The following is a 26679-nucleotide window of genomic DNA, read 5'->3' as shown; positions in this document are numbered from 1 at the left end:
GACGAATTCGCCAGGGTGGGCGCCCAGCGGGTGGGCATCAGCACCGACACCGTCGACAAGCAGGCCCACTTCGCCCAACAGCGCTCGTTCGACTATCCGCTGCTCTCCGACGCGGACGGCGTGGTGTCCGAGCTGTTCGGGGTGCGCCGAGGCAGGCTCGCCAAGCTGCGCAGATCCGTCGTGGCGCGTGAGGCGGCCCGGGGTGGTCGGCACACTCGGCGCCGTGGCCTGCTGGCCCGGCTGCTGCCGGTCAGACGGACCACATTCGTCATCGACACCGACCGCACCATACTCAAGGTCGTCTCCAGCGAGGTGCGCGCATCGGTGCACGCCGACCAGACGTTGTGGTTCTTGGAGAACCACAACGTGCACGACGGCGCGCATCAGCAGTCGGAGGGCAAGGGCGAACCGATTGGCGAGTGGTTCACAGAACCGGAAACCGCGGACGAGCCGAGCTTGGTCCGGCCATACACGCTGGCGGCAGGCCGTACGGACTCTGGTGTCGGACTCGCACTCGAGGCTCCGGTCGAAGCGCTCAACAGCACAGCTAAGCCGCCGCGCTGGCGGAGAAATGATGTGCGGGGCCAGATCCTGACGTCGTGCGTGCACAATCCCTCGGTCGCAGAGATCGCCTCTCGTCTGTCCTTGCCGCTCGGTGCGACGCGGTTCCTGGTCGACGACCTGGTGACACAGGGTTATTTGCGGGTGCACGCTCCCCTCGGTGACTCGATGACGATCGACGAACGACGTGAACTGATAAGCAGGACTCTGCGTGGCCTACGAGCACTCTGAGGGGTGGGGCGCCGCCCGTGCACGGAATTCACTCTCCGGCTTACAGGCCAGTCGCCCGCCCCGCCGGCTCAGCTCGACAGCTTGGCCACCGATTTAAAGAGCTTACGCAGCGCCGGCCGAAGGTGCTGGCGGCGTTCGTGCGCTAAGTCGTTCTCCTGCTGGTAGAGCAGGCCATAGGTGAACGTGTCCTCGCCCGCGGCGTGTGCGGCCTGGGCCTGCCGCAGCAGGTGCGCGCGGCTGACCACGCTGTCCTGGTGATCTCCGAGCAACGACTGTATTTTTTTCGCCCGCTTCGATACCTTCGTCGCGCCTGTCGCCGCAGCGGTGTAGCGAAGTCGTTTGGCACGCTTGCGAATTCGGTGTATCACGTCGTCGCGATCTTCGTCCTGGGCCCGTTGTGCGGCCTTCGCGGCCTTGTGCACCCTCTTACTGGCGGCGGTCACCGGGTCGGGCTCCTGTTCGGCCGGCGGGGCTTTCGCGACCACGGCTTCCAAGGCGTCGAGCAGCCGGAAGTACCGCGGTGAGCGCAACGCCGTTAAAGAACGACGCAGCCCGGTCAGATAGCCTTCTTCGGCAGCGTCGACCAATCGTTCCCGGACGGGTCCGCGGACCAGCTCCGGCGACAAACCGTCCAAGGCGCTGCGATAGTGCTTCGCGAGTACTTCGGCGTCGCGGGCTTCACCCAACACATTGCCCAGCTCGCGCAGCTCGTCGAGGAGATCATCGGGCGGAGCGCACGAATCGGGCCACGCTTGTAGCAGGCTGCGGATCTTGCGGGTCGTCACCCGCATCTGGTGCACGGCGTCGTCGGCCTCGGCGCGCACCGCGCGGTCCCACACCAGCAGCTCGTCGAGCTGCTCGGCGACTGCCCGATGTAGCGGGTTGGCGGCGCGGGCAGCCAGGTCGTTCACAGTCGTGCCGAGCACCCGCGCCAGTTTGGAACCGTGTCCTGCGGGCGCCGCACCGGCACCAAGCAATCGATCGCCCAGCTTTTCCATCAGCTCGGTGTTGCCCGTGGGCTGAGCCAGTTCGAGCTCCCACTCCCGCCACCGTTGCTCGACTTCGGGTGCATCGGGGGTGGCGGCCCTCGACGCGGTGACATGATCGTCGGCGAATTCAGCCAGCACCGCGTCGTCGGCGCCGTAGAGCTCGTGGACATACCGCGTGGTGGTTATCCGCGCGACCGGCCTCAGTGGGCGGTCGCGGACAATTGCCAGCACGACGTCCACCAGCTGGGTCGGCACTTCTTCCGGACTGTCTTCCTCGCTGCCGTTCGCGGTATCGAGTGGTGCGCGAACCTCGGTGCGGGCGTCGGGTCCGGCCGGCAGCTTCAGGTGCCAACCGGCGTCGACGCCGCCGGTGCGACGGCGCAACGTGATTCGTCTGGACGCCAGATCACGCGCCGGCGTGTCGAAGTACACGGCGTCCAGTGACTGAGTCGGGAGCCGCTCGACCCGGAGAATGTCCGCTAGACCGGCGAATGATGGCGAGCTGGTGGACTCGCCGACGTCGAACTTGCGCTCTACCTCTAGATAACGCGACGGACTCGGGGCGTTGTCAGGCATCGTCGCTTCAGCGTTCCCCAAGAAGCGGTGCTTTAAAAGCTGTGCTCGTCGGCGGGAAACGTCCCGGCGGCGACTTCCTCCGCATACTGGGTTGCCGCACGGTGCAATTCGCCCGCGACGTCGCCGAACCGCTTGACGAACCGGGCCGTCTTGCCGCTGGTGAGCCCGGCCATGTCCTGCCAAACCAGCACCTGGGCATCGCAATTGTGTCCTGCGCCTATGCCGACAGTGGGAATGGTCAGCTTGCCGGTGATCTGGGTGGCGAGTTCGGCCGGCACCATCTCCATGACGACGGAGAACGCACCGGCCTCGGCAACGGCGATCGCGTCGGCGATGGTCTGTTCGGCGGCGTCACCGCGGCCCTGCACCCGGAAACCGCCCAGGGCGTTGACGCTTTGCGGGGTGAAGCCGATATGGGCCATCACCGGAATACCGGCGGCGGTCAGGGTAGCGATCTGCTCAGTGACTCGTTCGCCGCCTTCCAGCTTGACCGCATGCGCGCCGGCTTCCTTCATGAATCGAGTCGCGGCGCTGAGCGCGGCGGCGGGACCGGCCTCGTAGCTGCCGAACGGCAAGTCGGCCACCACCAGAGCGTGTGGTGCGCCCCGCACCACGCCGCGCACCAGCGGAATCAGCTCGTCGATCGAGATCGGCACCGTGGTGTCATAGCCGTAGACGACGTTGGCGGCCGAGTCGCCGACCAGCAGTACCGGGATGCCCGCTTCGTCGAAGATTCGGGCGGTTGAATAGTCGTAAGCCGTCAGCATGGCCCACTTGTGGCCTTCGGCCTTCATCTTCTGCAGGTGATGGACACGGACCTTGGTCCGCGGTGCGGTAGCGCCGTAAACAGCGTGCTCAGACATCGTTGTCCCTAAAGTGGTCGGGTCGATCCTCGTGGCCCAGCGGGTCCCCGGGTTCGTCTGACGGTGCCAGTCTGCCACCTGTCGCCGCGGAAATGCACATCCGGTCCAGTGGACTTCCTCACACCAAGACCCGTCGCAACCATTCCCGCTCCGCCGTCCGGTCCCAGACATACCATCGGCGCATGCAGCGGCTTAGCGGACTCGACGCCAGTTTTCTGTACTTGGAGACCCAATCGCAGCCGCTACACGTCTGTTCGATTCTCGAGCTCGACACGTCCACGATGCCGGGCGGCTACACCTTCGATCGGCTGCGCGACGAGTTGGCGGTCCGGATCAAGGCCATGCCGCAGTTCCGCGAGAAGCTCGCGGACAGCCCGCTGAACCTCGATCATCCGGTCTGGGTGGACGACAACAACTTCGACGTGAGTCGGCATCTGCACCGCATCGGCCTGCCGCCACCCGGTGGGCGGAACGAGCTGTCCGAGATCTGCGGTCACATCGCCTCTTTGCCGCTGGACCGCACGCGGCCGTTGTGGGAGATGTGGGTCATCGAAGGGGTCGCCGGCACCGATGCCCAGCAAGGTGGCCGTCTGGCGCTGATGACCAAAGTGCATCACGCGTGTGTCGACGGTGTGACCGGTGCAAATTTGATGTCGCAGCTGTGCAGTACCGAAGCCGACCCACCGCCACCCGAACCGGTAGAGGGAGTCGGCGACGCCAATCAACTCCAGATCGCGGTGACCGGTTTTGCGAAGTTCGCATCCCGGCCGCTGTACCTGGCCAATGTGCTGCCGAAAACCGTGGATTCAGTGGTCAAGACGGTGCTGCGGGCGCGTAGTGGGATGACGATGGCCGCTCCGTTCGCGGCGCCACCGACGACATTCAACGCCAGCATCACCGCACACCGCAACATCGCCTACGCGCAACTGGATCTCGACGATGTCAAGACCGTCAAGAGCCGTTTCGACGTCAAGGTCAACGACGTGGTGATGGCGCTGGTGTCCGGCGTGCTGCGGCAATTTCTACTCGACCGTGGTGAGTTGCCGGATTCGTCGTTGGTGGCGATGGTGCCGGTATCGGTACACGAACGGTCCGATCGCCCTGGGCGCAACCAAGTTTCGGGAATGTTCTCCCGGTTGGAAACCCAGATCGCTGACCCGGCTGAGCGGCTCACGTCCATCGCTGAAGCGAATTCGGTTGCCAAGGAGCATAGTTCGGCGATCAGCGCCACACTACTGCAGGACTGGTCGCAGTTCGCCGCACCGGCGGTGTTCGGTATGGCGATGCGGGCCTACGCTCGCACCAGCCTGACCAAGAGCCGGCCGGTGCACAACTTGGTGGTTTCCAACGTGCCGGGTCCGCAGACGTCGCTGTATCTGCTGGGCAACGAGGTCAAGGCAATGTATCCGCTGGGTCCGATCTTCCACGGCTCGGGTCTGAACATCACCGTGATGTCGTTGAACGGCCAATTGGACGTGGGTCTCATCGCATGCTCAGAGCTGGTGCCGGACCTGTGGGAATTGGCCGACGACTTCGCCGTCGGGATGGAAGAACTGCTTCTCGCGACCCGGTAGAGCGCCCGGTTGCCGGGGCCACGCGTCAGCGCATGGCAGCATAGGTGGGCATGGGGATCCTTCGCGGCGGCAAGATCGCGCGCACGATGCTGATCTGGACCGCGATGGCAGTCATCGTGGCGACAGTGGCGAGCTGCACCCACGTCATCAGTGGGCGTGCGATGCTGGCCGGTCCGCGAATCGGTCAGCCAGTGGAGTGGGGACCGTGTCGTATCTCCGGCGGCGGTACCGCGGTGGTCCGGCTCCCGGGGGGCGCCCAGTGCGGCAAGCTTGCCGTACCCGTCGACTACAGGCGCCCCGACGGTGATGCCACGACACTGGCACTGATCAAGTTTCCGGCGACTCGAAACAAAATCGGGTCGCTGCTCATCAATCCCGGCGGACCCGGCGAGTCCGGCATCGAGGCTGCCGTGGGCCTCCTGCAGTCGGTGTCGCCGCGGGTTCGAGAGCGGTTCGACCTGGTCGGGTTTGATCCACGCGGGGTGGCGGCTTCGCGGCCGGCGATCTGGTGCAACTCCGACGCCGACAACGACCGGCTGCGCACCTTGCCGCAGGTCGACTACAGCCCGGCGGGGGTGGCGCAGATTGAAGCCGAGACCAAGGCCTTCGTTCGCCGTTGCGTCGACAGGATGGGCAAGAGATTTCTCGCGAACATCGGAACCGTTAGCGTTGCCCGCGATATGGACGTCATCCGCGAGGCATTGGGCGACAGCAAGCTGACATTCTTGGGCTACTCGTATGGCACCCGAATCGGCGCTGCTTATGCCGAGGCCTACCCGAAGAACGTCCGCGCGATGATCCTGGACGGTGCGGTGGACCCGAATGCCGATTCCATCGAAGCAGATCTGAAGCAAGCCAAGGGTTTTCAGGACGCGTTCAACGACTATGCGAAAGACTGCGCCAAGTCTTCGGACTGTCCGCTGGGCAGCGATCCGGCCAAAGCCGTTGACGTTTATCACAGATTGGTCGACCCGCTCGTCGACAACAACAACCCGATGATCGGCAGGCCGGCACGCACCACAGATCCACGCGGCCTGAGCTACAGCGACGCCATCGTGGGCACAATCATGGCGCTGTACTCGCCGACCTTCTGGCATCACTTGACCGAGGGATTGACCGAGCTGACCGGCCACCGCGGCGATACCCTCCTTGAGCTGGCCGACCTGTACATGCGCCGCGACAAGCACGGTCACTACACCGACGCCACCGATGCCAGGGTGGCGATCAACTGCGTCGACGAGCCGCCGGTCAAGGATCGCGCCAAGGTCATCGACGAAGACCGCCGCTCGCGCCAGGTTGCACCATTCATGAGCTACGGGAAATTCACCGGCGACGCCCCGTTGGGCACCTGTGCGTTCTGGCCGGTGCCGCCGACCAGTAAGCCGCATGCCATCTCGGCTCCCGGTCTGGCGCCGACCCTGGTGGTATCGACCACCGGAGACCCGGCGACGCCGTATCAAGCCGGAGTCGACTTGGCCAATCAGCTGCACGGTTCGCTACTCACCTTCCACGGCACCCAGCACACGGTGGTCTTCCAGGGCAACACCTGTGTCGACGACTATGCGACGGCATACCTCGTCAGCGGCGCGGTGCCGGCGAATGGGGCGAAATGTTAGGTGCGCGCAAAAGATAACGAGCGCGCAGAAATAACGAGATCAAGGTGTGACCATTGGGGATCATTACCCGTGGCCCATGCGTGGGACGATTGGCAGCCATGTGGCGCATGAGACGGTTGTTCTCTGCGTTGCTTTCGTTGACGTTCCCGGTAGTGGCAGCCGTGGCAACGACGCCGTTAGCAAGCGCGACGCCGGAATCCGATGCCGGCCCAACGCCGAGTTCGGCGGTGCCGCAGCCGTCGTCGGCGCCGCAATTGAGTTGGGGCAGCTGCGGACGGGTACTCAGTCACCCTGACGACGTTCCCGCCGCGCAGTGCAGCACCGTTCCGGTCCCCATCGACTACGGCAACCCGGGTGGCGCCCAAGCTCAGCTCGCGGTAATCCGAATTCCCGCGACTGGTCCGCGGATTGGAGCGCTGCTGGTCAATCCTGGTGGGCCCGGGGCCTCGGCCGTCGACATGGTCGCCACGCTGGGAGCGGAGCTGGCGGGCTCCGAGATCAGCCGGCGTTTCGATCTGGTGGGATTCGACCCCCGCGGCGTCGGCCACTCCACGCCGGCGCTGCGTTGCCAGACCGACGCGGATTTCGACGCCTACCGGCGCGAACCGATGGTCGATTACAGCCCGGCGGGCGTGGCACACATCGAAGAGGTGTATCAGCAGGTAGCCCAGCGCTGCCTCAACCGGAATGGGCCGGCGTTCTTGGAGAACGTCGGGACGGCATCCGTGGCACGTGACATGGATGTGGTGCGGCAGGCGCTGGGCGACGACCAAATCAACTATCTCGGATTCAGCTACGGCACGGAATTGGGCACCGCCTACGTCGAACAGTTCGGTGAGCACGTTCGGGCGATGGTGTTGGACGGTGCCATCGACCCGAGCGTGGGCCCGATCGACGAGAGCATCAACCAGCAGGCCGGGTTTCAGACGGCGTTCAACGATTACGCGGCGGATTGTGCTCGCTCGTCGGACTGCCCGCTGGGCAACGACCCCAACGAATGGGGCGCCCGCTTCCACCAGCTGGTCGACCCGCTGGTGAGCAAACCCGCCCCTACGTCGGATCCACGCGGACTGAGTTATGCAGACGCGGCCACGGGCACCATCAACGCGCTCTACACGCCGCAGTTCTGGAAATTCCTGACCAGCGGACTGCTCGGTCTCAAGCGAGGTACCGATCCCGGTGACCTGCTGATGCTGGCGGACGAATATTACGGCCGCACCGACCAAGGGCACTACGACAACTCGCAGGACGCGTTCAACGCGGTCCGCTGCGTCGACGCACCCGCGCCGAAAGACCCGGCGGCCTGGGTGGATGCCGACCGCCGGATCCGCCAAGTCGCGCCGTTCCTGTCCTACGGGCAGTTCACCGGGTATGCGCCGCGTGACTTGTGCGCGCTGTGGCCGGTGCCCGCGACGTCATCGCCGGCGCCGGCAGCGCCGGTTGCTCCGGGCAAAGTCGTCGTCGTGTCCACCACCCACGACCCGGCCACCCCCTATCAGGCCGGGGTGGACCTGGCACGCGAGCTCGGCGCCCCACTGATCACCTATGAGGGCACCCAACACACCGTGGTGTTCAACGGTGACCAATGCGTCGACGACGCGGTGACTAGCTATCTGGTCGACGGGGTCGCACCAGGAAACTTACGGTGCTAGGTCGTAGTGGTAACACGGATTTAACGGTCGATGCATACTGTTCAAGTCATGGATCGACAAAAGGAATTCGTGCTCCGCACGCTGGAGGAACGGGATATCCGGTTCGTCCGGTTGTGGTTTACGGATGTGCTCGGTTTCCTCAAGTCGGTCGCGATCGCGCCGGCCGAACTCGAGGGTGCGTTCGAGGAAGGCATCGGCTTCGACGGATCGTCCATCGAGGGGTTCGCCCGGGTTTCTGAGTCCGACACGGTCGCTCACCCAGACCCGTCGACTTTTCAAGTGCTCCCCTGGACCTCTCGGTCCGGCCACCACCACTCGGCGCGGATGTTTTGCGACATCACCATGCCGGACGGCTCGCCGTCGTGGGCCGACCCGCGGCATGTGCTGCGACGGCAGCTTGGCAAAGCCAACGATCTCGGCTTCTCCTGCTACGTGCACCCTGAGATCGAGTTCTTCCTGCTGCAACCCGGTCCGGAGGACGGGTCGACGCCGGTTCCGCTCGACAACGCCGGCTACTTCGACCAGGCGGTGCACAGCGCGTCCAACTTCCGCCGCCATGCGATCGACGCCTTGGAGTTCATGGGTATCTCGGTGGAGTTCAGCCACCATGAAGGCGCGCCCGGTCAGCAGGAGATCGACCTTCGCTTCGCGGACGCGCTGTCGATGGCCGACAACGTGATGACGTTCCGCTATGTCATCAAAGAGGTTGCGCTGGAGGAAGGTTCGCGGGCGACGTTCATGCCCAAGCCGTTCGGCCAGTACCCCGGCTCGGCGATGCATACCCATATGAGCCTGTTCGAGGGCGAGGTCAACGCGTTCCACAGCCCGGACGATCCGCTGCAACTCTCCGATGTCGCCAAGTCGTTCATTGCCGGGATCCTCGAGCACGCGAGCGAGATCAGCGCGGTCACCAACCAATGGGTCAACTCCTACAAGCGGCTGGTGCTTGGCGGTGAGGCGCCCACCGCCGCGTCGTGGGGGGCGGCCAACCGGTCGGCGTTGGTCCGCATTCCGATGTACAGCCCGCACAAGACGTCGTCGCGACGTATCGAGGTGCGCAGCCCGGACTCGGCCTGCAATCCGTACCTGGCGTTCGCCGCGCTGCTGGCGGCCGGGCTGCGCGGGGTGGAGAAGGGTTACGTGCTGGGCCCGCAAGCAGAGGACAACGTCTGGAACCTCACGCCCGAGGAGCGCCGCGCGATGGGTTACCGCGAGCTGCCGTCCAGCCTCGACGAAGCGCTTCGTGCCATGGAGAGTTCCGAGCTCGTCGCAGAAGCCCTGGGGGAGCACGTTTTCGACTTCTTCCTGCGCAACAAGCGCACTGAGTGGGCGAACTACCGCCGCCACGTCACTCCGTTCGAACTGAAGACCTATCTTTCCCTGTAACCGTTCCCTTCGCGGCGCTGGCTGAAGGGCATAGTCAAGTTCCGGGGAATCTGCGCTACCGTCGTGGACGTGAATCAACCGGTGACGGAGCGACCGAAAATTCCTAGCCTCGGTCGGCTCGGGTTGGTCGACGAGCGCGCGGGCGCCAACCTGGCGAAGCTCGGCTGGAACGACGAGGCGCATGTCACCCTGCTGTGGTCATTGTCGCGCGCACCGGACGCCGACGCTGCACTGTGCGCGATGGTCCGACTCCTCGAGGCGCTCGGTGACGACTGGGACGAGCTCAATGCGGCACTGGCCAGCGACCGCGGGCTGCGCGGCCGGCTGTTCGCCGTGCTGGGTTCGTCGCTCGCCTTGGGAGATCACCTGGTCGCCAATCCGCAGGCATGGCATCTGCTGCGGGGCAACGTCAAGCTGCCGTCCGCCGAGCAACTGCGGGACGCCTTCACCGAGTGTGTCACCGAATCCTCAAGTAGCCCAGGCTCGATGGTGTCGCGGCTACGCATCCTTTACCGCAACCGGGTGTTGGTGCTAGCCGCGCTGGACTTGGCGCCGACGGTCGAGAACGAGCCGGTGTTGTCCTTCAGCGCCGTCGGCGCCCACTTGACCGACATCGCGGACGCCGCACTGACGGGCGCCCTGACCCTGGCCGAGGCCACGGTCTGCGGCGACGCCACACCACCCCGGCTGGCGGTCATCGCGATGGGCAAATGCGGGGCCCGCGAGCTGAACTACGTCAGCGACGTCGACGTGATCTTTGTCGCCGAGCACGCCGACGCGATATCCACCCGGGTGGCCGGCGAGATGATGCGGCTGGCGTCGGAGGCCTTTTTCCAGGTGGACGCCGCGCTACGCCCGGAGGGCCGCCACGGCGAGCTGGTTCGCACCCTGGACTCGCACATCGCCTACTACCAGCAGTGGGCCAAGACCTGGGAGTTTCAGGCGCTGCTGAAAGCCCGGCCGGCCGTCGGCGACGCCGAGTTGGGGAAGCGGTACATAGCCGCGTTGATGCCGATGGTGTGGACCGCGTGCGAGCGTGAACACTTCGTCAGCGAGGTTCAGGCCATGCGGCGGCGGGTCGAGCAGCTGGTGCCCGCCGATGTCCGAAGTCGCGAGATCAAACTCGGCAGCGGCGGCCTGCGTGACGTGGAGTTCGCGGTGCAGCTGCTGCAACTGGTGCACGGCCGCACCGACGAGTCGCTGCACGTGGCGTCCACGGTCGACGCGCTGGCCGCACTCGGGGCCGGTGGCTACGTCGGGCGGGACGACACGGCCAACCTGACCGCCTCCTACGAGTTCCTGCGGCTGTTGGAACACCGGCTGCAGTTGCAGCGCCTCAAACGCACCCATATGTTGCCGGCCTTTGACGACGACGAGGCGCTGCGCTGGTTGGCGCGTGCGGCCCACGTCCGGCCCGACGGGAGTCACGACGCGCTCGGGGTACTGCGCGAAGAGCTGAAGCGCCACAACCTGCGGGTGTCGCGGCTACACGCCAAGCTGTTCTATCAACCGCTGCTGGAATCGCTTGCGCCGGAGGGCCTGGAGTTCTCCCACGGCATGACGCCCGCCGCCGCAGAGCGCCAGCTGGCCGCCCTCGGCTACGACGCTCCGCAGAGCGCGCTGACCCACCTGTCCGCGCTGACCAACCAGAGCGGCCGTCGCGGTCGCGTGCAATCGGTGCTGCTGCCCCGGCTGTTGGACTGGTTGTCCGACACCCCTGACCCGGACAGCGGACTACTGGCCTACCGCCGGATCAGCGAAGCGATGATCGTGCACCGCTGGTACTTGTCCACGCTGCGGGACAAGCCGGCGGTGGCCAAACGGCTGATGCATGTGCTCGGCACCTCCGCGTACGTGCCGGACCTGCTGATGCGGGCACCGGAGATCATTCAGCAATACAGCGATGGGCCGTCCGGGCCGAAGCTACTGGATGTCGACCCCGAGGCGGTGGCCGGTGCGTTGGTGGCCTCGGCGGGCCGGCAAACCGACCCGGTCCGTGCCATCGCCGTCGCCCGCTCGCTGCGTCGGCGTGAGCTGGCCCGCGTCGCCTCAGCTGATCTGCTCGGCATGCTCGAGGTCACCGAAGTCTGCGCCGCGCTGACTTCGGTGTGGGTCGCGGTGCTGCAGGCCGCCCTGAACGCGGTGATCCGCGCCAACCTTCCCGATGCCGGTGGCGCCCCGGCCGCCATCGCGGTGATCGGGATGGGCCGGCTCGGCGGCCGCGAGCTGGGCTACGGATCCGACGCCGACGTGCTGTTCGTCTGCGAACCGGCCGCGGGCGTTGAGGATTCGGCGGCGGTGCGCTGGGCGATGTCGGTGGCCGAGCAGGTCCGGGCGCTGTTGGGCACCGCAAGCGCGGATCCGCCGCTGGAGATCGACGCCAACCTGCGGCCCGAGGGCCGCAGTGGTCCACTGGTCCGCACGCTCGCGTCATACGCCGCTTACTACGACCAATGGGCGCAGCCCTGGGAAATCCAGGCGTTGCTCCGGGCGGACGCGATCGCCGGTGACGCCGATCTCGGCCAGCGGTTCCTGCTGATGGCCGACAAGACGCGTTACCCCGACGGTGGTGTGTCCGCAGAGGCGGTTCTCGAAATCCGGCGCATGAAGGCCCGGGTGGACTCGGAGCGGCTACCCCGCGGCGCCGACCCTACGACCCACACCAAGCTCGGGCGTGGGGGCCTGGCTGACATCGAGTGGACGGTGCAGCTGCTCCAGCTGCGATATGCCGACGAGATCCAGGCCCTGCACAACACCTCCACCCTGGAGAGCCTGGACGCGATCGTCGCGGCCGATTTGATCTCCGCCGAGGACGCCGACCTGCTGCGGCAAGCCTGGCTGACGGTGACTCGGGCCCGCAACGCGCTGGTCCTGGTTCGGGGTAAGCCGACCGACCAGCTGCCGGGACCCGGACGCCAGCTCAACACCGTCGCGGTCGCTGCCGGTTGGGAAAAGAACGGCGACGGCGGCGAATTCCTGGACAACTACCTACGGGTGACCCGCCGCGCAAAAGCTGTCGTGCACAAAGTGTTCGACGAATGAGCCAGCCCCGGCTGCACTGCGCCGCGCACCTCGGTGTTAGTAAAGACGGATAGGCCGGCTAGTCCACTACGCCCGCCACTAGCGTCAGGAGGCGGGTTTCGGTGGAGATATCTCGCGAGGTGATGAGCGCCGACGAGCACGACCGGCTCGTTGGGCTGTACGGTCCGCTGACCGACGCGGTGCGCGAGCTCATCGACGCCACCGTCCGCACCGAGGCCGACCAGGACGCCGTCAGCACCGCGCGGACCGCGATCCAGGCGGCGACGAAGGCCTTGCGCAGCAGGCAGCGTGATGGGGTGCAGGTGGTGCGCTATGCGGTCGGCGGGCGGCCTGTGGTCTGGAGCAACGCGGTGATCGGCCTGCGCAACCCGCTCGCCCCGCCGTTGACCATCCACCACGAGGGTGACGGCAGCCGGTGCTGGAGCGAATTCAGCCTCGGCGCCGCCTTTGAGGGCCCGCCCGGATTGGTGCACGGCGGCGTGTGTGCGTTGATGCTCGACCAGGTGCTCGGCGAAGCTGCGAGTCAGGGCATGACCAAGCCGCTGTTCACCGGAACCCTCACCCTGCGATTTGTGCGCGGCACTCCATTGGGCGTACTTCGCGCCGAAGCTGGCGTCGAGCGCACCGAAGGAGTCAAATCCTTTGTGTCCGGCCATCTTTCCGACGCAGAGGGCATAACGGTCGAAGCCGAAGGAATTTTCATCAAGCCGGCGTGGGCGCGGGACGCCGGATGAAGTTCTACATCAGCAGCGCTTACCTGAATACCCGAGAGATCGTGGAGGTCGCCAAGGTCGCCGACGACTTGGGTTACGACGGCATCGGGATCCCTGACCACATCGTCAACCTGGAAACCCTGAGCACCCCGTACCCCTACACCAAAGACGGGCAGCGACGCTGGCGGCCGTTCACCGAGTGGCCTGACCCGTGGGTGCTGGTCGGCGCGCTTGCCCAGGTCACGACGCGACTGAGATTCGTCACCACGGTCTACATCCCGGCGATGCGCAACCCCTATTCGGCGGCGAAAGCCATCGGCACCGCGGCGTATCTGGCCGACGGGCGGGTGGAGCTCGGTGTCGGCGTCGGCTGGTGTGCGGACGAGTTCGCATTGATGCAGCAGCACTTCGCGGACCGGGGTAAACGCAGCGACGAGATGCTCGAGCTGATGCGGGCGCTGTGGTCGCCGGACTGGACGGAATTCGACGGCGAGTTCTACCAGACGCCGAGATTGGAGATGGAGCCGACGCCACCGCGGATACCGGTCTATGTCGGCGGGCTCAGTGAGACCGCGCTGCGCCGCGCGGCCCGCCACGACGGCTGGATCGGCGACCTGATCAAGACCGACCGCGCGATCGCGGCCGCAGCCCGGTTGCGTGAGCTTCGGGTCGAAAATGGTTTGGCCATAGATGATTTCACTATCCTCACACCGTTGACCGACGCCATCACCATCGCCGACTACCAGCGCGCTGAGGATGCGGGCATCACCGGTATCCTCACCATGCCGTGGATGTTCTACGCCGGACCGGATGCCACCCTGGCCGAGAAGGTGGACGGCATGAAGAAGTTCCGCAAGGACCTCGCGCTCGACGGGTGAGCTGGCCGGTGGTAGTGAAATCGTTCCGTCGCTCGCTGGTTTGGCATAACGTGTCTGGGGTGGAGTTACACGGAAACCCCGAATTAGTGCCGGTAGAGGCATTGCGCTCAGGTGACCCGATAACCGATGTCCACGGTGGCGGCCAGCATTACACAGTCCTCGAGTCGAAGGCTTTCGACGAGAGCTGTGTGGTCCTCGAGCTCGAGTCGAAAGCCAACGACCAGCTTCGAGTGATCGAGATGTCTTTCCCGGCCGGCTACTACATGGGTCGGTCGCCTCGGCGCTTTCTCTGACGCAGCGGCGTCGGCAGCGTTCGGGATCTGGGGGCCCGGCCGGGTCGGTAGGATCAACTGCCCGCCCGGTGACACCTGGCGTCCATGGTTGCCTGCACTATGAACGGTATGTCCGAACTCAAGCCGTTTCGCATCGATGTTCCGTCCGAAGTTCTCGATGATCTGCACGCCCGCTTGGCGCACACCCGCTGGCCGGAAGCCGAGTGCGTCGATGACTGGAGCCAGGGCATACCTCTGGCCTACACCCGTGAATTGGCGGCGTACTGGGCTGACGGTTACGACTGGCGGTCGCGCGAAGCCGCGTTGAACCGATTCGATCAGTTCACTACCGAGATCGACGGCCTCGACATTCATTTCATTCACCAGCGATCGCCGCATGAGGACGCTTTGCCGCTGGTGATCACGCATGGCTGGCCGGGATCGATCGTGGAGTTTCAGAAGGTGATCGAGCCGCTGGTCAATCCGGCGTCGGGACGCGCCGAGGATGCCTTCCATGTGGTGTGCCCGTCGCTTCCCGGGTACGGGTTCTCGGGCAAGCCCGCTCGGACCGGATGGGGCGTGGAGAAGATCGCGCGAGCCTGGGACACGCTCATGTCCCGGCTTGGCTATGACCACTACGGCGCACAGGGTGGCGACTGGGGCGCGGCCGTCACGACGCAAATCGGCCGCAACCGTGGCCACTGCATTGCGATCCATCTGAACATGCCGATCGCCAGGCCTGGAAAGGATTCCGGCGAGCCGCTCACTGACGACGAGCAACAGGCGTTGGCGGAATTCGTCGAGCATCGCAAGTGGGGAACCGGCTATTCCAAGCAGCAATCCACCCGGCCGCAGACCCTCGGTTATGGGCTCGTCGACTCGCCGGTGGCACAACTGGCCTGGATCGTCGAGAAGTTCTGGGCGTGGACGGACTGCGACGGGCATCCCGAAAACGCGCTCAGCCGCAATGAACTGCTCGACAACGTGATGGTTTATTGGACCACCGGCAGCGGTGCATCCTCAGCGCGCCTTTACTGGGAGAGCTTCAACGATTTCGGCGGAAATGGACGTGTCGACCTACCCACCGGCGTCGCCGCATTCCCCAAGGAGATCCTGCGCACCCCGCGGCGCTGGTGTGAGGCCGCCTACAACATCACCCACTGGACGACGATGCCGCGCGGTGGGCACTTTGCGGCATTCGAGCAGCCGGATCTATTCGTCGACGACGTCCGCGCGTTCTTCACCACGGTCCGGTAAGTGCCGAATCAGCGGCGGAGGGGTCGGCGATTTCGTCGCCAGCCCGTACGACCGCGCCAGCCCGCGCGACCGCGCCGGGCATCCAGCGCGTAGGCGCCCCCACCCGCGAAGAGCAACAACAAGAAGGCGAAGCAGAACATCACCGCGGCCTCGCCGTGGTTGTTGATCGGAAAGAATCCCTTCGGCATGTGCACGGTGAAATAGGCGAATGCCATTTCACCGGCGGCCACGAATGCGGCTTCCCGAGTGAACAAGCCGAGGGTGATCAGCGCGCCGGTGATCGTCTCGATCCACCCGGCGTAGTAGTCCGGCCATTGGCCCACCGGCGCGGCCTGCGGCGCCGGCCAGCCGATCACCGTGGATAGACCGTGGCACAGAAAGAGCAGCCCGAACATCACTCGGAAAACCGACAGTGCGATCGGCCAGTACGAATTGAGCCGTGCCTCCAGATTGTGGGTCATGCGCCGACGATACGGGCTTCAAAGCTGAATCCACACCGACTTCGTCTTCATGTACATCTCGATGCCCTCTTTGCCGAACTCGTGGCCCCAGCCGGATTGCTTGTGGCCGCCGAACGGCACGTCATGGTCAAAGACCAACTGGCAGTTGACCTGCACGCTGCCGGCCTGCATCCGCTTGACGATCCGGTGGGCACGGCCGAGGTTTTCGGTGTACGCGGTGGCCGCGAGGCCGTAGGTGGTGTCGTTCGCCAGCGCCACGGCCTCGTCTTCATCGTCGAACGGCAGGATGCTGACCACCGGTCCGAAGATCTCCTGTTGGTACAGCCGCATGCCGGGGTCGACGTTGGTGAGCACTGTCGGGTGTACGAAGTAGCCCTTGCGGTCCAGGCGGTGGCCACCGGTCACGACTTCGACTCCGGCGGCGCGCCCCTCGTCGATGAAGCCCATGACGCGGGTCAGCTGCTTTTGGCTGATCAGCGGTCCGCTGACGCAGCCCTCCTCGCTGGGGCCGCCCAGCTTGAACGTGTTTGCCATCATCGCGATGCCTTCCACGACGCGGTCGTACACGCCGCGCTGCACAAAGATCCGCGACCCGCACACGCAACCCTGGCCGGAGTGCACGAAAATGCCGAGCGAGGCCATCAGAATGGCCTTGTCCAGATTGGCGTCGTCGAAGATCAGCACCGGCGACTTGCCGCCGAGTTCGAGCGTGACCTTCTTCAGGTTGCCGGCCGACGCCCGCACGATCTCCTTGCCGACCTCGGTCGACCCGGTGAAGGCGACCTTCTCGACGTCCGGATGCGCGGTGATCGCGGCGCCGGCGGTGTGGCCGTAGCCGGTGATCAGGTTGACCACGCCTTCGGGCACACCGGCCTCGTGGACCAGCCTGTCCAGCAGAAGCGCCGAAAGCGGGGTCTCCTCAGCGGGTTTGACGAGCATGCTGCCGCCCGCGGCAAGCGCCGGTGCGAGTTTCGCGCTCGCATTGAAGATCGGGCCGTTCCACGGGAAGATCAGCCCGACCACTCCATAGGGTTCCTTGAGGGTGTAGGCGTGCATGTCGACGAAGGCGTCCGTCGCGATGCCGTCGGTCTTCACGTCGTACGCGACGCCGTTGAGCTTCGAACACCAACCGGCGTAGTACCGGAAGAACTCCGCACAGGTGGACATCTGCAGTGTCGCCTGCATCAGCGGCATGCCGGTGTTCAGCGAGTCGAGTTGGGCGAACTCGTCGGCGTGCTCGTCGATCAAGTCCGCTATGCGCCACATGATCTTGGCCCGCTCGCGACCGGGCAGCGCAGACCAGACGCCCGATTCGAAAGACGCTTTCGCCCGCGCGACGGCCTCGTTGACCGCTGCTTCTCCGCAGTCGGTGAATTCGGTGATCTGCTCTTCGGTCACGGGATCGATGACCGCAATGACCTCCCCGGCGCCGGGGCGCTTGCGGATGTCGTCCAGAACCGTCTGCAGCGTCATCTGATCCCTTCCGTCGCTTGGATGCTGAGCACCTGCTTAGCATTGTCGGCGCTGCGTGGTCAAGATCGGTGCGCCTCGACTAGCGCACGCCCAGTTCGCCGCTGAGGTACTCCGAACGGCAGGCCCGGCGGGCCAGCTTGCCGCTGGTAGTGCGGGGGATAGCGCCGGCCGGCAGCAAAAGCACATCGCCGACGCGCAGGCGGTGTTGCTGTGACACCGCCTGCCTGATCGCCTCAATCGCCGGTTGCGGATCGACACGGCTGGTGCCCGCGGCGCGTTCGGCCACGATCACCAGCACTTCACGGCCCGTCGATTCGTCGCCCGGCACGGAGAACGCCGTCGCGTAGCCACGACGTACCACCGGCGAGGCCTCCGCGGCGGTGGCCTCGATGTCCTGCGGATAGTGGTCACGGCCATCGATGGTCACCAGATCGGCGATCCGGCCCGTGACGTAGAGTTCACCGTCGAGGTAGACACCGAGGTCGCCGGTCCGCAACCAGGCGCGGTGGACGGTCGAGCCCTCAGCATGGCTGCCTTGCCCGAGTCGCGATCTCAATTCGGCGCCGAACGTCGCGCGGGTCTCGTCGGGTAAACCCCAGTAGCCTCGACCAATGTTGTTGCCTTGCAACCAGATTTCACCAACTTCACCATCTGGCAGTTCGTGCCCGGTCTCAGGGTTGACAATCACGGCCCACAGACTGCGGGCGACCTGGCCGCACGACACCTGCGGCACGGCGTTCGGGGAATCCGGCGCGACGCGGACCGCATGGCCGGTGCTCAGTTCTTCGCGATCGAAATACCCGACCGACGACTGCGCGCCCGGACTGATGGTCGCGACGAGCAGCGTTGCCTCCGCGATGCCGTACGACGGCTTGAACGCTGTGCGCGGTAACCCATAGGGCGCAAACGCTTTGCTGAATGTCCTGATCGCGTCGATGCTGACCGGTTCGGAACCGATGATCATCACGACGTTGCGCAGATCGATGTCGTCGCCTTGCGCGGGCAGGCCACGCTGCGTGGCCCACTCGTAGGCGAAGTTCGGCGCGGCGGTCACGACGCGGCCTTCTCGCGAGCCCGCGGACAACGCATGAATCCACCGCTGTGGCCTTCGCACGAACGCCGTCGGCGACATCAGCGTGGAATGTCCGCCGTACACCGCCGGGAAGCCGATCATCGACAAACCCATGTCGTGGTAGAGCGGTAACCAACTGACGCCATGGGTGTTTCGGTCCAGCAGGTCGATCGAGAGGATCATCTGCACGAGGTTGGTCCCGACCGCACGATGGGTGAGTTCCACGCCGACCGGGGGTCGGGTGGAGCCCGACGTGTACTGCAGGTGGGAAACGTCGTCCATGCCCAGTTCGGTAGGCACGAAGAGTTCTCCTGCAGTGTCGGGGATCTGATCGATGACGACTACGTGCGGTCGGCGGCGACGGGGGAGATTGGTCAAAAATGACTCAACGGCCTGTTTCGCTGCCGTTGTGGTGAGGACGGCGGCGGGCTCCGAGTCGCGAAGCGCCGTATCGAGACGTTCGGCGTGGCCGGGCAATTCGGGGGCGAACAACGGCACCGCGATGGTCCCCGCCTTGATCGCCGCGTAGAAACCCGCGACGTAGTCGATGCCTTGCGGCGCGAGGATCGCAACCCGCTCACCGCGGCCCGCGGCTTGTTGCACGCGCGCACCGATGGCTTCCAACCTGGCTCCGAACTGCCTCCAGGTCACTTCGTCGGTGTGCACGTCAGCCGCGCGGGCGTAGTCAAGGTAGCGATACGCCGTCGCGTCGCCGACATTGGCGATGTTGCGGTCGATCAGCGAGATCGGTGTGGCACCCGGGGGCAATGCGACGCCGCCGTCGGCGTCGACGCAGTCTTCGATCTGGAGCAGTCCGAGACGATCCTGGCGTTCTTGCCCGGAACCGCAATCCATAACCGAAAGTCTAGGTGCGCATCGGATAGCCTCGGCCGGCCCGGACTCTCCTCGGGGCGGTCCGAACGGTGTCAGGTCCTATTGCCCGGGCTGCTGCAAACTGATCTTTGCGCCACCAGAGAAGGTCGAGTCGTGCACCGTGAGCACCCCGGTGTTGGAGGTGCCCGGCGGCACGTCAAACGACACCACGGCCTGAATGCTGTTTCCCGGGTTGATTTTGACGGTCATTGACCCGATCCACATGGCCGCCGTGTCATTGGCGCTGAATTGCTTGTCGCCGATTTCAAGCTTCTGATTCGACGCAAAGAAGTTCTGGGCCTTGTCCCCGACATTGCTCACTTTTAAGTGCACGTTAACGAATTCGCCTTGCGCAGTGACTGTTTCGATCGGAATGCTGGGGTCGCCGCCAGCCGTTTTTGACTGGTCGATGGACGTTGCAACGAACACGAATTTGCCGTCGCGAACTTCCTGTCCGATTCCAGCCAGAGGAGGTGGGGCGGTGGTCGTGGCGGGCGGTGCAGCCGCGATCGCCGCGGATGTGGCGGTCGACGAAGATGTCGACTTTGAGCTGCTGTTGTGGCTGTGTGAACCGGCTTCGCCGATGACTATCAGCACCGCAATGACGGCAAAGACAATGACCCATTTGGGTACCGATTGCTTCTTCTTCGGCGATCCAGTCGCGGCGGGTGGCGGCGCCGCCGGTCCCGAGTTTCTGCCATCCGAGGCGCAGCTTCCTGCGCCTGATGGGTCTGGATGCCAACCAGGGGCAGGGAGCGGGGGCGGCGGCTGCGTCATAGCCGAGACGGTACGGGCGCCGCGCGCTGTCTGTCGAGGACGGCTGGTCGGTCAGCTCGGTCTGGTGCACCTGCAACGGGCGACACCTGGCCTGGCGGTGTTGGTGCGGCGCAGTGCTACGCGCCGCAGCCCGGGCCGCGCTCCCGACGAACACACCACCGTAGTTCCCGACCTGCACCCGACCTAGGCTGCGCCGGAACTGGCATGGTCGGCCGAATGCGAACCCGAACCCGATCCGGGTCGGCGGTTGTTGTTGCGGGCCAACTGAGTTCAGCTGGTGCTGTAAGCCCAATAGTCATACGAGCCGGCCACCGGGCACAGGTCCTGGTATGCGGCCAGGACGAACTGTCCCGCTTGGTCGGTGGTCAGCTGTGGATGGTCCTGCACGAGGCCCGCGGCCACCTGAGTACCCGGCAACTGCCGAACCCACAGCCTCCTGCACACGCTGTAGCCGTCCTCCAGTATCGCCGGATCCGTTCCGGTGATGCCCGCCGCCCGTACGGCGGCCAGGAAGTTCGGGACGGTGGGAGGCTGCGGTACCGGGGCGGCGCCGGCCGGCGCCGCCAGGCCTATGGAAATGACGGCTCCAACGGCACCGACGAGGACTTTTCCGATCATAAGAGATCCTTTGTTTGTCCAACGTTTACTATTAGTTTTATTATAGTTCATATTACAGACACCTGAGCTTAATGCTTCCTGTGTGCCTGGTGGGGTCTTCCTGTCAGTTGTGCGGGTCCGCGGTTGGTCTCCGGCCTAGCGGGTCGCCGACGTGAATTTCTCTGGCCAACCTCAGCGGATGGGTGACCCGGTCGGAGTCCATTTTCGTTACTTCCCTTCACCTTCGTTGCTCACTAACGACGTCCGATTCGGTCTCTTTCGTTCCCAAGTCCTCGTCGAGCCGTTCTGCGTAACCTCTTCATATGGTTACAGCTTGCGCTTTCGCAATGAAACCTGTCAAGGTGGTTACTGTGAGTTTCGTCAACGTAGGCGGCCGCGAGTGCCTCAATTTCGCGGGCACTCGAAAACGGCGACGGACTCCGGCGCCCGAGGAGCTGTTGACGCGGCCGAAGCTGCTGTCGGACTGGGCTGTTCAGGCGGGGCTGCTGGACCGCGGCATCGAGGTCGCGGAAGACGACCTCCAGGCAGCAATCGCGTTGCGGGAGGGCATCTATCGGACCGTTACCGCCCGGCTTGAGGGCCGTCGGCCCAAGTCCGCTGACGTTGAGCTACTCAACGAGCGCGGATCCCACGCTCAACTCACGCCTCGGTTGGACCGAACCGGCGCTGTCCGTCGGGAGGGGACCCCATCGCAGTTGCTCGCGCGCCTGGCGGCGGATCTACTCGACCTGCTCGCCGGACCCGACATCGAGAAGGTCAAGGGTTGCGCCCATCCGGGGTGCAGCCGCCTGTATGTGGATTCGTCGCGCGCACAAAATCGGCATTGGTGCGGGATGGGCACCTGTGGCAACAAGGCCAAAGTGCGAGCGTTCCGGGAGCGTCAGCGGGCCTCCGAATCGGGGGTGGCCGGCGTCGGCCAGAGCCGGACGAACGGGTAACCGCCCCTAATTCTTCACACTAAGACGGTGCAGGCGCGGATGCGGCACGCCAGCGCGCGCACCACGCTCGACACCTACGGGCATATGTGGGCCGGATGCCGACGAGTCCACCCGCGCCGCGATCGGAATTGTGATCGCAGCGCGGATGGGCTCTATGGAATCTGCTGCGGACCCACTGCGGACCCAGACGACATGACTACGACTGCACCGCAGGTCAGGTCCGTTCGCTGGTTTATACGTCGTAGTAGAGGGCGAACTCGTACGGGTGCGGCCGGATCTGAACCGGCAGGATCTCGTTCTCGCGCTTGAAGTTGATCCACGTTTCGATCAGGTCGGGCGTGAAAACGCCTCCCTCGGTTAGGTATTCGTGGTCCGCCTCGAGGCGGTCGATCACCGCGGCGAGCTGGGTGGGGGCCTGCGGGATGTTCGCGGCCTCCTCCGGCGGCAGTTCGTAGAGGTCCTTGTCGACCGGCGTCTGCGGCTCGATCTTGTTCTTGATGCCGTCCAGGCCGGCCATCAGCATGGCCGAGAACGCCAGATACGGGTTGCCCGACGAGTCGGGGCAGCGGAATTCCAGCCGCTTGGCCTTCGGGTTGCTGCCGGTGATCGGGATGCGCACACAGGCCGAGCGGTTGCGCTGGCTGTAGACCAGGTTGATCGGGGCCTCGAAGCCGGGGACCAACCGCTTGTATGAGTTCGTTGTCGGGTTGGTGAAGGCCAGCAGCGACGGCGCGTGGTGCAGCAGGCCACCGATGTAGTGGCGGGCGGTGTCCGACAGGCCGGCGTAGCCCGTCTCGTCGTACATCAGCGGGCTGCCGTCTTTCCACAGCGACTGGTGGCAGTGCATGCCCGAACCGTTGTCACCGAACAGCGGCTTGGGCATGAAGGTGACGGTTTTGCCTTCCTGCCACGCGGTGTTCTTGACGATGTACTTGTACAGCTGCATGTCGTCGGCCGCGTGCAGCAGCGTGTTGAACTTGTAGTTGATCTCGGCCTGACCGCCGGTGCCCACCTCGTGGTGGCCCTTCTCCAGGCTGAAGCCGGACTTGATCAGGTTGCGCAGCATCTCGCCGCGAAGGTCCGCGTAGTGGTCGACGGGGGGGACCGGGAAGTACCCGCCCTTGGGGCGGACCTTGTAACCGCGGTTGGGGCTCCCGTCGCTCTCGGTCGGCTCGCCGGTGTTCCACCAACCCGAGATCGCATCGACTTCGTAGAACGAGCCGTTGGTGCGCGAGTCGAAGCTCACCGAGTCGAAGATGTAGAACTCGGCCTCGGCGCCGAAATACGCGGTGTCGGCGATCCCGGTACTGACCAAGTAGTTCTCGGCCTTGCGGGCGACGTTGCGCGGGTCGCGCGAGTATGGCTCGAGGGTGAACGGGTCGTGCACGAAAAAGTTGAGGTTCAGCGTCTTGGCATCACGAAACAGGTCGATCTGCGCGGTGTCCGGGTCGGGGAGCAGCAGCATGTCGGATTCGTGGATCGCCTGGAAGCCGCGAATCGAGGAGCCGTCGAAGGCGATCCCGTTCTCAAATACGTCTGCGTCGAAGAACGAAAGCGGAATTGTGAAGTGCTGCATGATGCCTGGCAGGTCACAGAACCGCACGTCGACGAATTCGACGTGCTCGTCCTTAGCGAGTTTGATGATGTCGTCGGCCGTTTTTTCGGACACCGAAGCGCTCTCCTTTGCTGCGAGCTTCGAATCTACTGCGGTCACTGAAAGGGCTCTCCTTTACGTGGCCGTAACTGATCGCCCGACCAGACGCTATAGGACGCAGTGTTGCCGTGGGGTCAACCCTGCGTTGCACCGACGTTACGGGGCAGCGCGGATCGGCGCCGGGTCTGGGCAGGTCTCACCTTATTGTGGGGGTTATGGCCCGTAGCAACCGACCCTGGCTATCTGGTCAGGAGCCAGCCGAATCGGGGCAGCCGCAGGGATATCCGGGTGAGACGCTCGGTCTGCCCGAGCGGGGGCCGGGTTCGCTGGCCGGCCTGGGCCGCCGGTTGGCGGCGCTGTTCGTCGATTGGTTGCTCGCGTACGGCATCGCTGCGCTCGGTATGACGCTCGGGCTCATCTCCGCGCAAGTGCTGTCTTCGGCCGTGTTGGTGGTCTGGTTGGTACTCGGAGCGCTCGCCGTCCGGTTGTTCGAGTTCACGCCGGGCCAGTTCGCCCTGGGAATGCGGGTGGCGTCCGTCGACTACCGGTTGCACGTCGGCTTAGGCCGCGCCGCGGTGCGCGGGGTGATGATCGCGCTCGTCATACCCGCACTGTTCGTCGACGTCGACGGCCGCGGGATGCAGGACCGCCTGACCGGGACCGCCCTGGTGCGGCGCTGACTGCGGTTGCCCGAATTAGCGGCGGCGGACCGTGCGCTGGACCCCGCGCAATTTGGCGGTGCCGGGCAGCGGGCCCTTGGGCATCGCGGCCGTCCCGGCCCGGGAGCCCAGCGCGCTGAGCCGCGATTCCAACGAGTCCATCTGCTTGGCGGTGATGTTGGCGGGCAGCCGGGTGAGGTGGCGCTCGAGCTTTGCCAGTGGAACTTCTCCGTCACCGTTGCCGATGATGACGTCGTAGATCGGGACATCGCCGACCAGTCGGGCGGTGCGTTTCTTCTCCTGGGCGAGCAGCGGTTTGAGCCGCGTCGGCGACCCCTCGGCGACCAGGATGACCCCGGGTCGGCCGATCACGCGGTGCACGGCGTCGAAATGGCCGGTGGCCGCCACACCAGGGGTGACGCGCCATTTGCCGCGCAGGTTGTCCAACGCCCAGGCGGCGGCGCCGGTTTGGCCCTCGGCCTTGCGGTACACCGACCGCTGCGCACGCCGACCGAAAATGATGAAAGCCACCAACACGCCCAGTACCACGCCCAGCGGGATCATCGTGACCATGGTGAACCCGCCGGACCACACCCCGACCGCCACTGACACCCCCACGATCAGCACGAACGCACCGATCATGTACGGCAGCAGCCGCTTGTCCTCCTGGCGCTGCACGTTGAACGCCTGCCAGAGTTGACTACGTCGCTCTTTGGCGGCCGCTTTGCGGGCCGCTTTCGCTTCGGCTCTGGCGGCCTTGGTCGCGTTGGCATTACGGAGTCTCGCCATAACCGCCAAGAATACGGAAGTCCGGTTCAGCGTGGAGGCGCGGTGCGCGTCTCCTGTCGCCGCGTGCTGGCCTGCTGGTAGAGCCGCCCGGCACGGTATGACGAGCGCACCAGCGGCCCGGCCAGCACCCCGGCAAATCCCAGGTGCTCGGCGTAGTCCGAATACTCGACGAACTCTTCAGGCCTGACCCAGCGCTCGACCGGATGATGCCGCGCCGACGGGCGCAGGTATTGGGTGATGGTGACGATGTCGCACCCGGCGTCATTCAGATCGGCCAGCGCGGTGCGTACCTCCTCCTGCGTCTCGCCGAGCCCGAGGATCAAGTTGCTTTTGGTGACCAACCCGAACTCCCGCGCGCCGGTGAGCACGCCGAGGCTGCGCCGATAGGAGAACGCCGGGCGAATTCGCTTGAAGATCCGCGGCACGGTTTCGACGTTGTGGGCCAACACTTCCGGCTGCGACTCGAAGACCTGCCGCAGCCGGTCTGGATCGCCGTTGAAATCGGGGATCAACAGCTCGACACCGGTGGAGGGATTGAGCCTCTTGATCGCGCGCACGGTCTCGGCATACAACCATGCGCCACCATCGGGCAGGTCGTCGCGGGCCACGCCGGTGACGGTGGAATACCGCAGGCTCATCGCCTGGACACTCTCGGCCACCCGTCGTGGTTCGTCGCGGTCCAAGGGGGCGGGCTTACCGGTGTCGATCTGGCAGAAGTCACAACGGCGGGTGCACACCTCACCGCCGATCAGGAAGGTGGCTTCGCGGTCTTCCCAACATTCGTAGATGTTGGGGCAGCCGGCCTCCTCGCAGACCGTGTGCAGACCCTCACGCCGGACCAGGCTTTTCAGCTCGGTGTATTCCGGCCCCATCCGCAGCCGGGTCCTGATCCACGGCGGCTTGCGCTCGATCGGGGTCTCCGCGTTGCGCACTTCCAGACGCAGCAGCTTCCGACCTTCGGGAGTGACGGTCACGAGCTCGATGCTACGTGGGCCGCGGCTGGCGCCCAGTGAACCGCGAGCCGGCCGTCCAAGGCGTCGCACACCGCGTCGGCCACCGCCGAGCGGACGTCGTCGACACCGACCCGGCGGCCCAGTTCGGCCGATATCGACGTCACCCCGGCGTCGGTGATGCCGCACGGGACGATGCTTTCGAACGCGCGCAGGTCGCAGTCGCAGTTGAGCGCAAACCCGTGCAGCGTCGTCGCCCGCGAGACCCGTACGCCGATCGCGGCGACTTTGCGCGCGGGCCTACCGGCGCCGGCCGGCAACCACACGCCGGATCGGCCGTCGACGCGGCCCACTTCCAATCCCAGCCCGGTGCAGACCTTGATCAGTGATTCCTCAATGCGCCGAACGTAATTCACCACATCGAGCGGTTCGGCCAGGCCGACGATCGGATAGCCGACGAGCTGCCCGGGGCCGTGCCAGGTGATCTTGCCGCCCCGGTCGGTGTCGATCACCGGCGTGCCGTCCGATGGTCGTTCTTGCTCGCATGTGCGGCGTCCGGCAGTGTAGACCGACGGGTGTTCGAGCAATAGCAGCGTGTCGGTGCCGCCCGCCGCCCGGGCGTTGGCGAGCTCCCGTTGCAGCTGCCACGCCACTCGGTAGTCGACCGTGCCGAGCTGGCGGACATCGACAGGGACGGTGCTCGAGCGAATGGAACTCACGTCCGTGACGGTACTCCCGATTGATCTGCCGCACCTCCGGGCGCATGGGCACAAATCGGCCCGCGGCCGCGTTGAGATCGGCACGC

The 26679-nt window shown here is 65.4% G+C and carries 23 protein-coding genes and 1 pseudogene; 13 read left to right on the top strand and 11 right to left on the bottom strand.

Features of this window, described 5'->3' with window-relative positions; translation table 11 throughout:
• Both VNW74_RS10095 and VNW74_RS10090 read left to right on the top strand, forming a co-directional pair.
• A pseudogene (locus VNW74_RS10095) lies at positions 1-354 on the top strand (redoxin domain-containing protein); the annotation flags it as partial.
• Between the two features lie 12 nt (positions 355-366).
• Entirely contained in the window at positions 367-792 is a 426-nt protein-coding gene (locus VNW74_RS10090; RefSeq protein ID WP_414686648.1) for a DUF742 domain-containing protein, read from the top strand.
• A gap of 68 nt (positions 793-860) precedes the next feature.
• Here VNW74_RS10090 and VNW74_RS10085 read toward each other — a convergent pair whose 3' ends face one another.
• Positions 861-2357: a CYTH and CHAD domain-containing protein gene (locus VNW74_RS10085; RefSeq protein WP_325676456.1), complete on the bottom strand. Its 1497-nt coding sequence runs from the start codon at positions 2355-2357 to the stop codon at positions 861-863.
• Between the two features lie 32 nt (positions 2358-2389).
• Positions 2390-3220 (bottom strand): 3-methyl-2-oxobutanoate hydroxymethyltransferase, encoded by an 831-nt coding sequence (panB, locus tag VNW74_RS10080; protein ID WP_325676455.1) that lies wholly within the window; start codon positions 3218-3220, stop codon positions 2390-2392.
• Positions 3221-3402: 182 nt separating this feature from the next.
• Here panB and VNW74_RS10075 point away from each other — a divergent pair, with 182 nt between their 5' ends.
• The 9 genes from VNW74_RS10075 (at position 3403) to VNW74_RS10035 (ending at position 15610) form a co-directional block, all read left to right on the top strand.
• The gene (locus VNW74_RS10075; RefSeq protein WP_325676454.1) at positions 3403-4794 is read left to right on the top strand and encodes a wax ester/triacylglycerol synthase family O-acyltransferase; all 1392 of its coding nucleotides are present in this window, start codon (positions 3403-3405) and stop codon (positions 4792-4794) included.
• Positions 4795-4844: 50 nt separating this feature from the next.
• Complete coding sequence (locus tag VNW74_RS10070; RefSeq protein ID WP_325676453.1) at positions 4845-6410, top strand: alpha/beta hydrolase; 1566 nt, start codon at positions 4845-4847, stop codon at positions 6408-6410.
• An 89-nt stretch (positions 6411-6499) separates the two neighbouring features.
• A complete protein-coding gene (locus VNW74_RS10065; RefSeq protein WP_325676461.1) occupies positions 6500-8062 on the top strand; it encodes an alpha/beta hydrolase in 1563 nt (520 codons plus the stop codon).
• Between the two features lie 48 nt (positions 8063-8110).
• Positions 8111-9448, top strand: coding sequence for a glutamine synthetase family protein (locus VNW74_RS10060; RefSeq protein WP_325676452.1), 1338 nt, complete (start codon positions 8111-8113; stop codon positions 9446-9448).
• A gap of 69 nt (positions 9449-9517) precedes the next feature.
• Positions 9518-12490 (top strand): bifunctional [glutamine synthetase] adenylyltransferase/[glutamine synthetase]-adenylyl-L-tyrosine phosphorylase, encoded by a 2973-nt coding sequence (locus tag VNW74_RS10055; RefSeq protein ID WP_414686645.1) that lies wholly within the window; start codon positions 9518-9520, stop codon positions 12488-12490.
• Between the two features lie 122 nt (positions 12491-12612).
• Complete coding sequence (locus VNW74_RS10050) at positions 12613-13224, top strand: PaaI family thioesterase (protein ID WP_414686647.1); 612 nt, start codon at positions 12613-12615, stop codon at positions 13222-13224.
• On the top strand, positions 13221-14081 hold the full coding sequence (locus tag VNW74_RS10045) for a TIGR03619 family F420-dependent LLM class oxidoreductase (protein ID WP_325676460.1): 861 nt from the start codon (positions 13221-13223) through the stop codon (positions 14079-14081). The genes VNW74_RS10050 and VNW74_RS10045 overlap by 4 nt, the downstream gene beginning before the upstream one ends.
• Before the next feature lie 59 nt (positions 14082-14140).
• Positions 14141-14374 (top strand): hypothetical protein, encoded by a 234-nt coding sequence (locus VNW74_RS10040; protein ID WP_325676449.1) that lies wholly within the window; start codon positions 14141-14143, stop codon positions 14372-14374.
• Between the two features lie 108 nt (positions 14375-14482).
• Positions 14483-15610, top strand: a complete 1128-nt coding sequence (locus VNW74_RS10035) for an epoxide hydrolase (protein WP_325676448.1) — start codon at positions 14483-14485, stop codon at positions 15608-15610.
• 8 nt (positions 15611-15618) lie between these two features.
• Here the strand turns inward: VNW74_RS10035 and VNW74_RS10030 are convergent, their stop codons facing one another.
• The 5 genes from VNW74_RS10030 to VNW74_RS10010 all read right to left on the bottom strand — a co-directional run bounded on the left by VNW74_RS10030 (position 15619) and on the right by VNW74_RS10010 (position 20884).
• Entirely contained in the window at positions 15619-16071 is a 453-nt protein-coding gene (locus tag VNW74_RS10030; protein ID WP_325676447.1) for a DoxX family protein, read from the bottom strand.
• Between the two features lie 18 nt (positions 16072-16089).
• Positions 16090-17544: an aldehyde dehydrogenase family protein gene (locus VNW74_RS10025; protein ID WP_325676446.1), complete on the bottom strand. Its 1455-nt coding sequence runs from the start codon at positions 17542-17544 to the stop codon at positions 16090-16092.
• A gap of 79 nt (positions 17545-17623) precedes the next feature.
• Positions 17624-19471, bottom strand: a complete 1848-nt coding sequence (locus VNW74_RS10020; protein ID WP_325676445.1) for a fatty acyl-AMP ligase — start codon at positions 19469-19471, stop codon at positions 17624-17626.
• A gap of 78 nt (positions 19472-19549) precedes the next feature.
• Entirely contained in the window at positions 19550-20266 is a 717-nt protein-coding gene (locus VNW74_RS10015; RefSeq protein ID WP_325676444.1) for a DUF4352 domain-containing protein, read from the bottom strand.
• 270 nt (positions 20267-20536) lie between these two features.
• Positions 20537-20884: a DUF732 domain-containing protein gene (locus VNW74_RS10010; protein ID WP_325676443.1), complete on the bottom strand. Its 348-nt coding sequence runs from the start codon at positions 20882-20884 to the stop codon at positions 20537-20539.
• Between the two features lie 350 nt (positions 20885-21234).
• Between VNW74_RS10010 and VNW74_RS10005 the strand changes: the two genes are divergently transcribed.
• Entirely contained in the window at positions 21235-21822 is a 588-nt protein-coding gene (locus tag VNW74_RS10005; protein WP_325676442.1) for a CGNR zinc finger domain-containing protein, read from the top strand.
• Positions 21823-22054: 232 nt separating this feature from the next.
• On the opposite strand, the gene glnA is transcribed toward VNW74_RS10005, so the two are convergent.
• Positions 22055-23491 carry a type I glutamate--ammonia ligase gene (gene glnA, locus VNW74_RS10000; protein WP_325676441.1) on the bottom strand — a complete coding sequence of 479 codons (1437 nt, stop codon included), beginning with the start codon at positions 23489-23491 and terminating at the stop codon, positions 22055-22057.
• 200 nt (positions 23492-23691) lie between these two features.
• On the opposite strand from glnA, the gene VNW74_RS09995 reads away from it, so the two are divergent.
• On the top strand, positions 23692-24156 hold the full coding sequence (locus VNW74_RS09995) for an RDD family protein (RefSeq protein WP_325676440.1): 465 nt from the start codon (positions 23692-23694) through the stop codon (positions 24154-24156).
• 15 nt (positions 24157-24171) lie between these two features.
• Here VNW74_RS09995 and VNW74_RS09990 read toward each other — a convergent pair whose 3' ends face one another.
• From VNW74_RS09990 to lipB, 3 genes are read right to left on the bottom strand one after another with little or no spacing between them, the layout of a single operon-like run.
• The gene (locus VNW74_RS09990; protein WP_325676439.1) at positions 24172-24924 is read right to left on the bottom strand and encodes a DUF4191 domain-containing protein; all 753 of its coding nucleotides are present in this window, start codon (positions 24922-24924) and stop codon (positions 24172-24174) included.
• 26 nt (positions 24925-24950) lie between these two features.
• Positions 24951-25898, bottom strand: a complete 948-nt coding sequence (gene lipA, locus VNW74_RS09985) for a lipoyl synthase (RefSeq protein ID WP_325676438.1) — start codon at positions 25896-25898, stop codon at positions 24951-24953.
• The gene (lipB, locus tag VNW74_RS09980) at positions 25895-26593 is read right to left on the bottom strand and encodes a lipoyl(octanoyl) transferase LipB (protein ID WP_325676437.1); all 699 of its coding nucleotides are present in this window, start codon (positions 26591-26593) and stop codon (positions 25895-25897) included. Before lipB ends, lipA begins: the two co-directional genes overlap by 4 nt.
• Between the last annotated feature and the right edge of the window lie 86 nt (positions 26594-26679).

The sequence above is a fragment of the Mycobacterium sp. genome, from assembly GCF_035570115.1.
Classification (GTDB): domain Bacteria; phylum Actinomycetota; class Actinomycetes; order Mycobacteriales; family Mycobacteriaceae; genus Mycobacterium.
Note: the sequence above shows the minus strand (reverse complement) of the source record. Positions and strands in the feature narration are given on the sequence as shown.

Bases quoted from the DNA above. Each gene is read 5' to 3' on its own strand.
- VNW74_RS10085 (WP_325676456.1), bottom strand. From the start codon at position 2,357: ATGCCTGACAACGCCCCGAGTCCGTCGCGTTATCTAGAGGTAGAGCGC.
- panB (WP_325676455.1), bottom strand. From the start codon at position 3,220: ATGTCTGAGCACGCTGTTTACGGCGCTACCGCACCGCGGACCAAGGTC.
- VNW74_RS10075 (WP_325676454.1), top strand. From the start codon at position 3,403: ATGCAGCGGCTTAGCGGACTCGACGCCAGTTTTCTGTACTTGGAGACC.
- VNW74_RS10070 (WP_325676453.1), top strand. From the start codon at position 4,845: ATGGGGATCCTTCGCGGCGGCAAGATCGCGCGCACGATGCTGATCTGG.
- VNW74_RS10060 (WP_325676452.1), top strand. From the start codon at position 8,111: ATGGATCGACAAAAGGAATTCGTGCTCCGCACGCTGGAGGAACGGGAT.
- VNW74_RS10050 (WP_414686647.1), top strand. From the start codon at position 12,613: ATGAGCGCCGACGAGCACGACCGGCTCGTTGGGCTGTACGGTCCGCTG.
- VNW74_RS10045 (WP_325676460.1), top strand. From the start codon at position 13,221: ATGAAGTTCTACATCAGCAGCGCTTACCTGAATACCCGAGAGATCGTG.
- VNW74_RS10035 (WP_325676448.1), top strand. From the start codon at position 14,483: ATGTCCGAACTCAAGCCGTTTCGCATCGATGTTCCGTCCGAAGTTCTC.
- VNW74_RS10030 (WP_325676447.1), bottom strand. From the start codon at position 16,071: ATGACCCACAATCTGGAGGCACGGCTCAATTCGTACTGGCCGATCGCA.
- VNW74_RS10025 (WP_325676446.1), bottom strand. From the start codon at position 17,544: ATGACGCTGCAGACGGTTCTGGACGACATCCGCAAGCGCCCCGGCGCC.
- VNW74_RS10020 (WP_325676445.1), bottom strand. From the start codon at position 19,471: ATGGATTGCGGTTCCGGGCAAGAACGCCAGGATCGTCTCGGACTGCTC.
- VNW74_RS10015 (WP_325676444.1), bottom strand. From the start codon at position 20,266: ATGACGCAGCCGCCGCCCCCGCTCCCTGCCCCTGGTTGGCATCCAGAC.
- VNW74_RS10010 (WP_325676443.1), bottom strand. From the start codon at position 20,884: ATGATCGGAAAAGTCCTCGTCGGTGCCGTTGGAGCCGTCATTTCCATA.
- VNW74_RS09995 (WP_325676440.1), top strand. From the start codon at position 23,692: ATGGCCCGTAGCAACCGACCCTGGCTATCTGGTCAGGAGCCAGCCGAA.
- VNW74_RS09990 (WP_325676439.1), bottom strand. From the start codon at position 24,924: ATGGCGAGACTCCGTAATGCCAACGCGACCAAGGCCGCCAGAGCCGAA.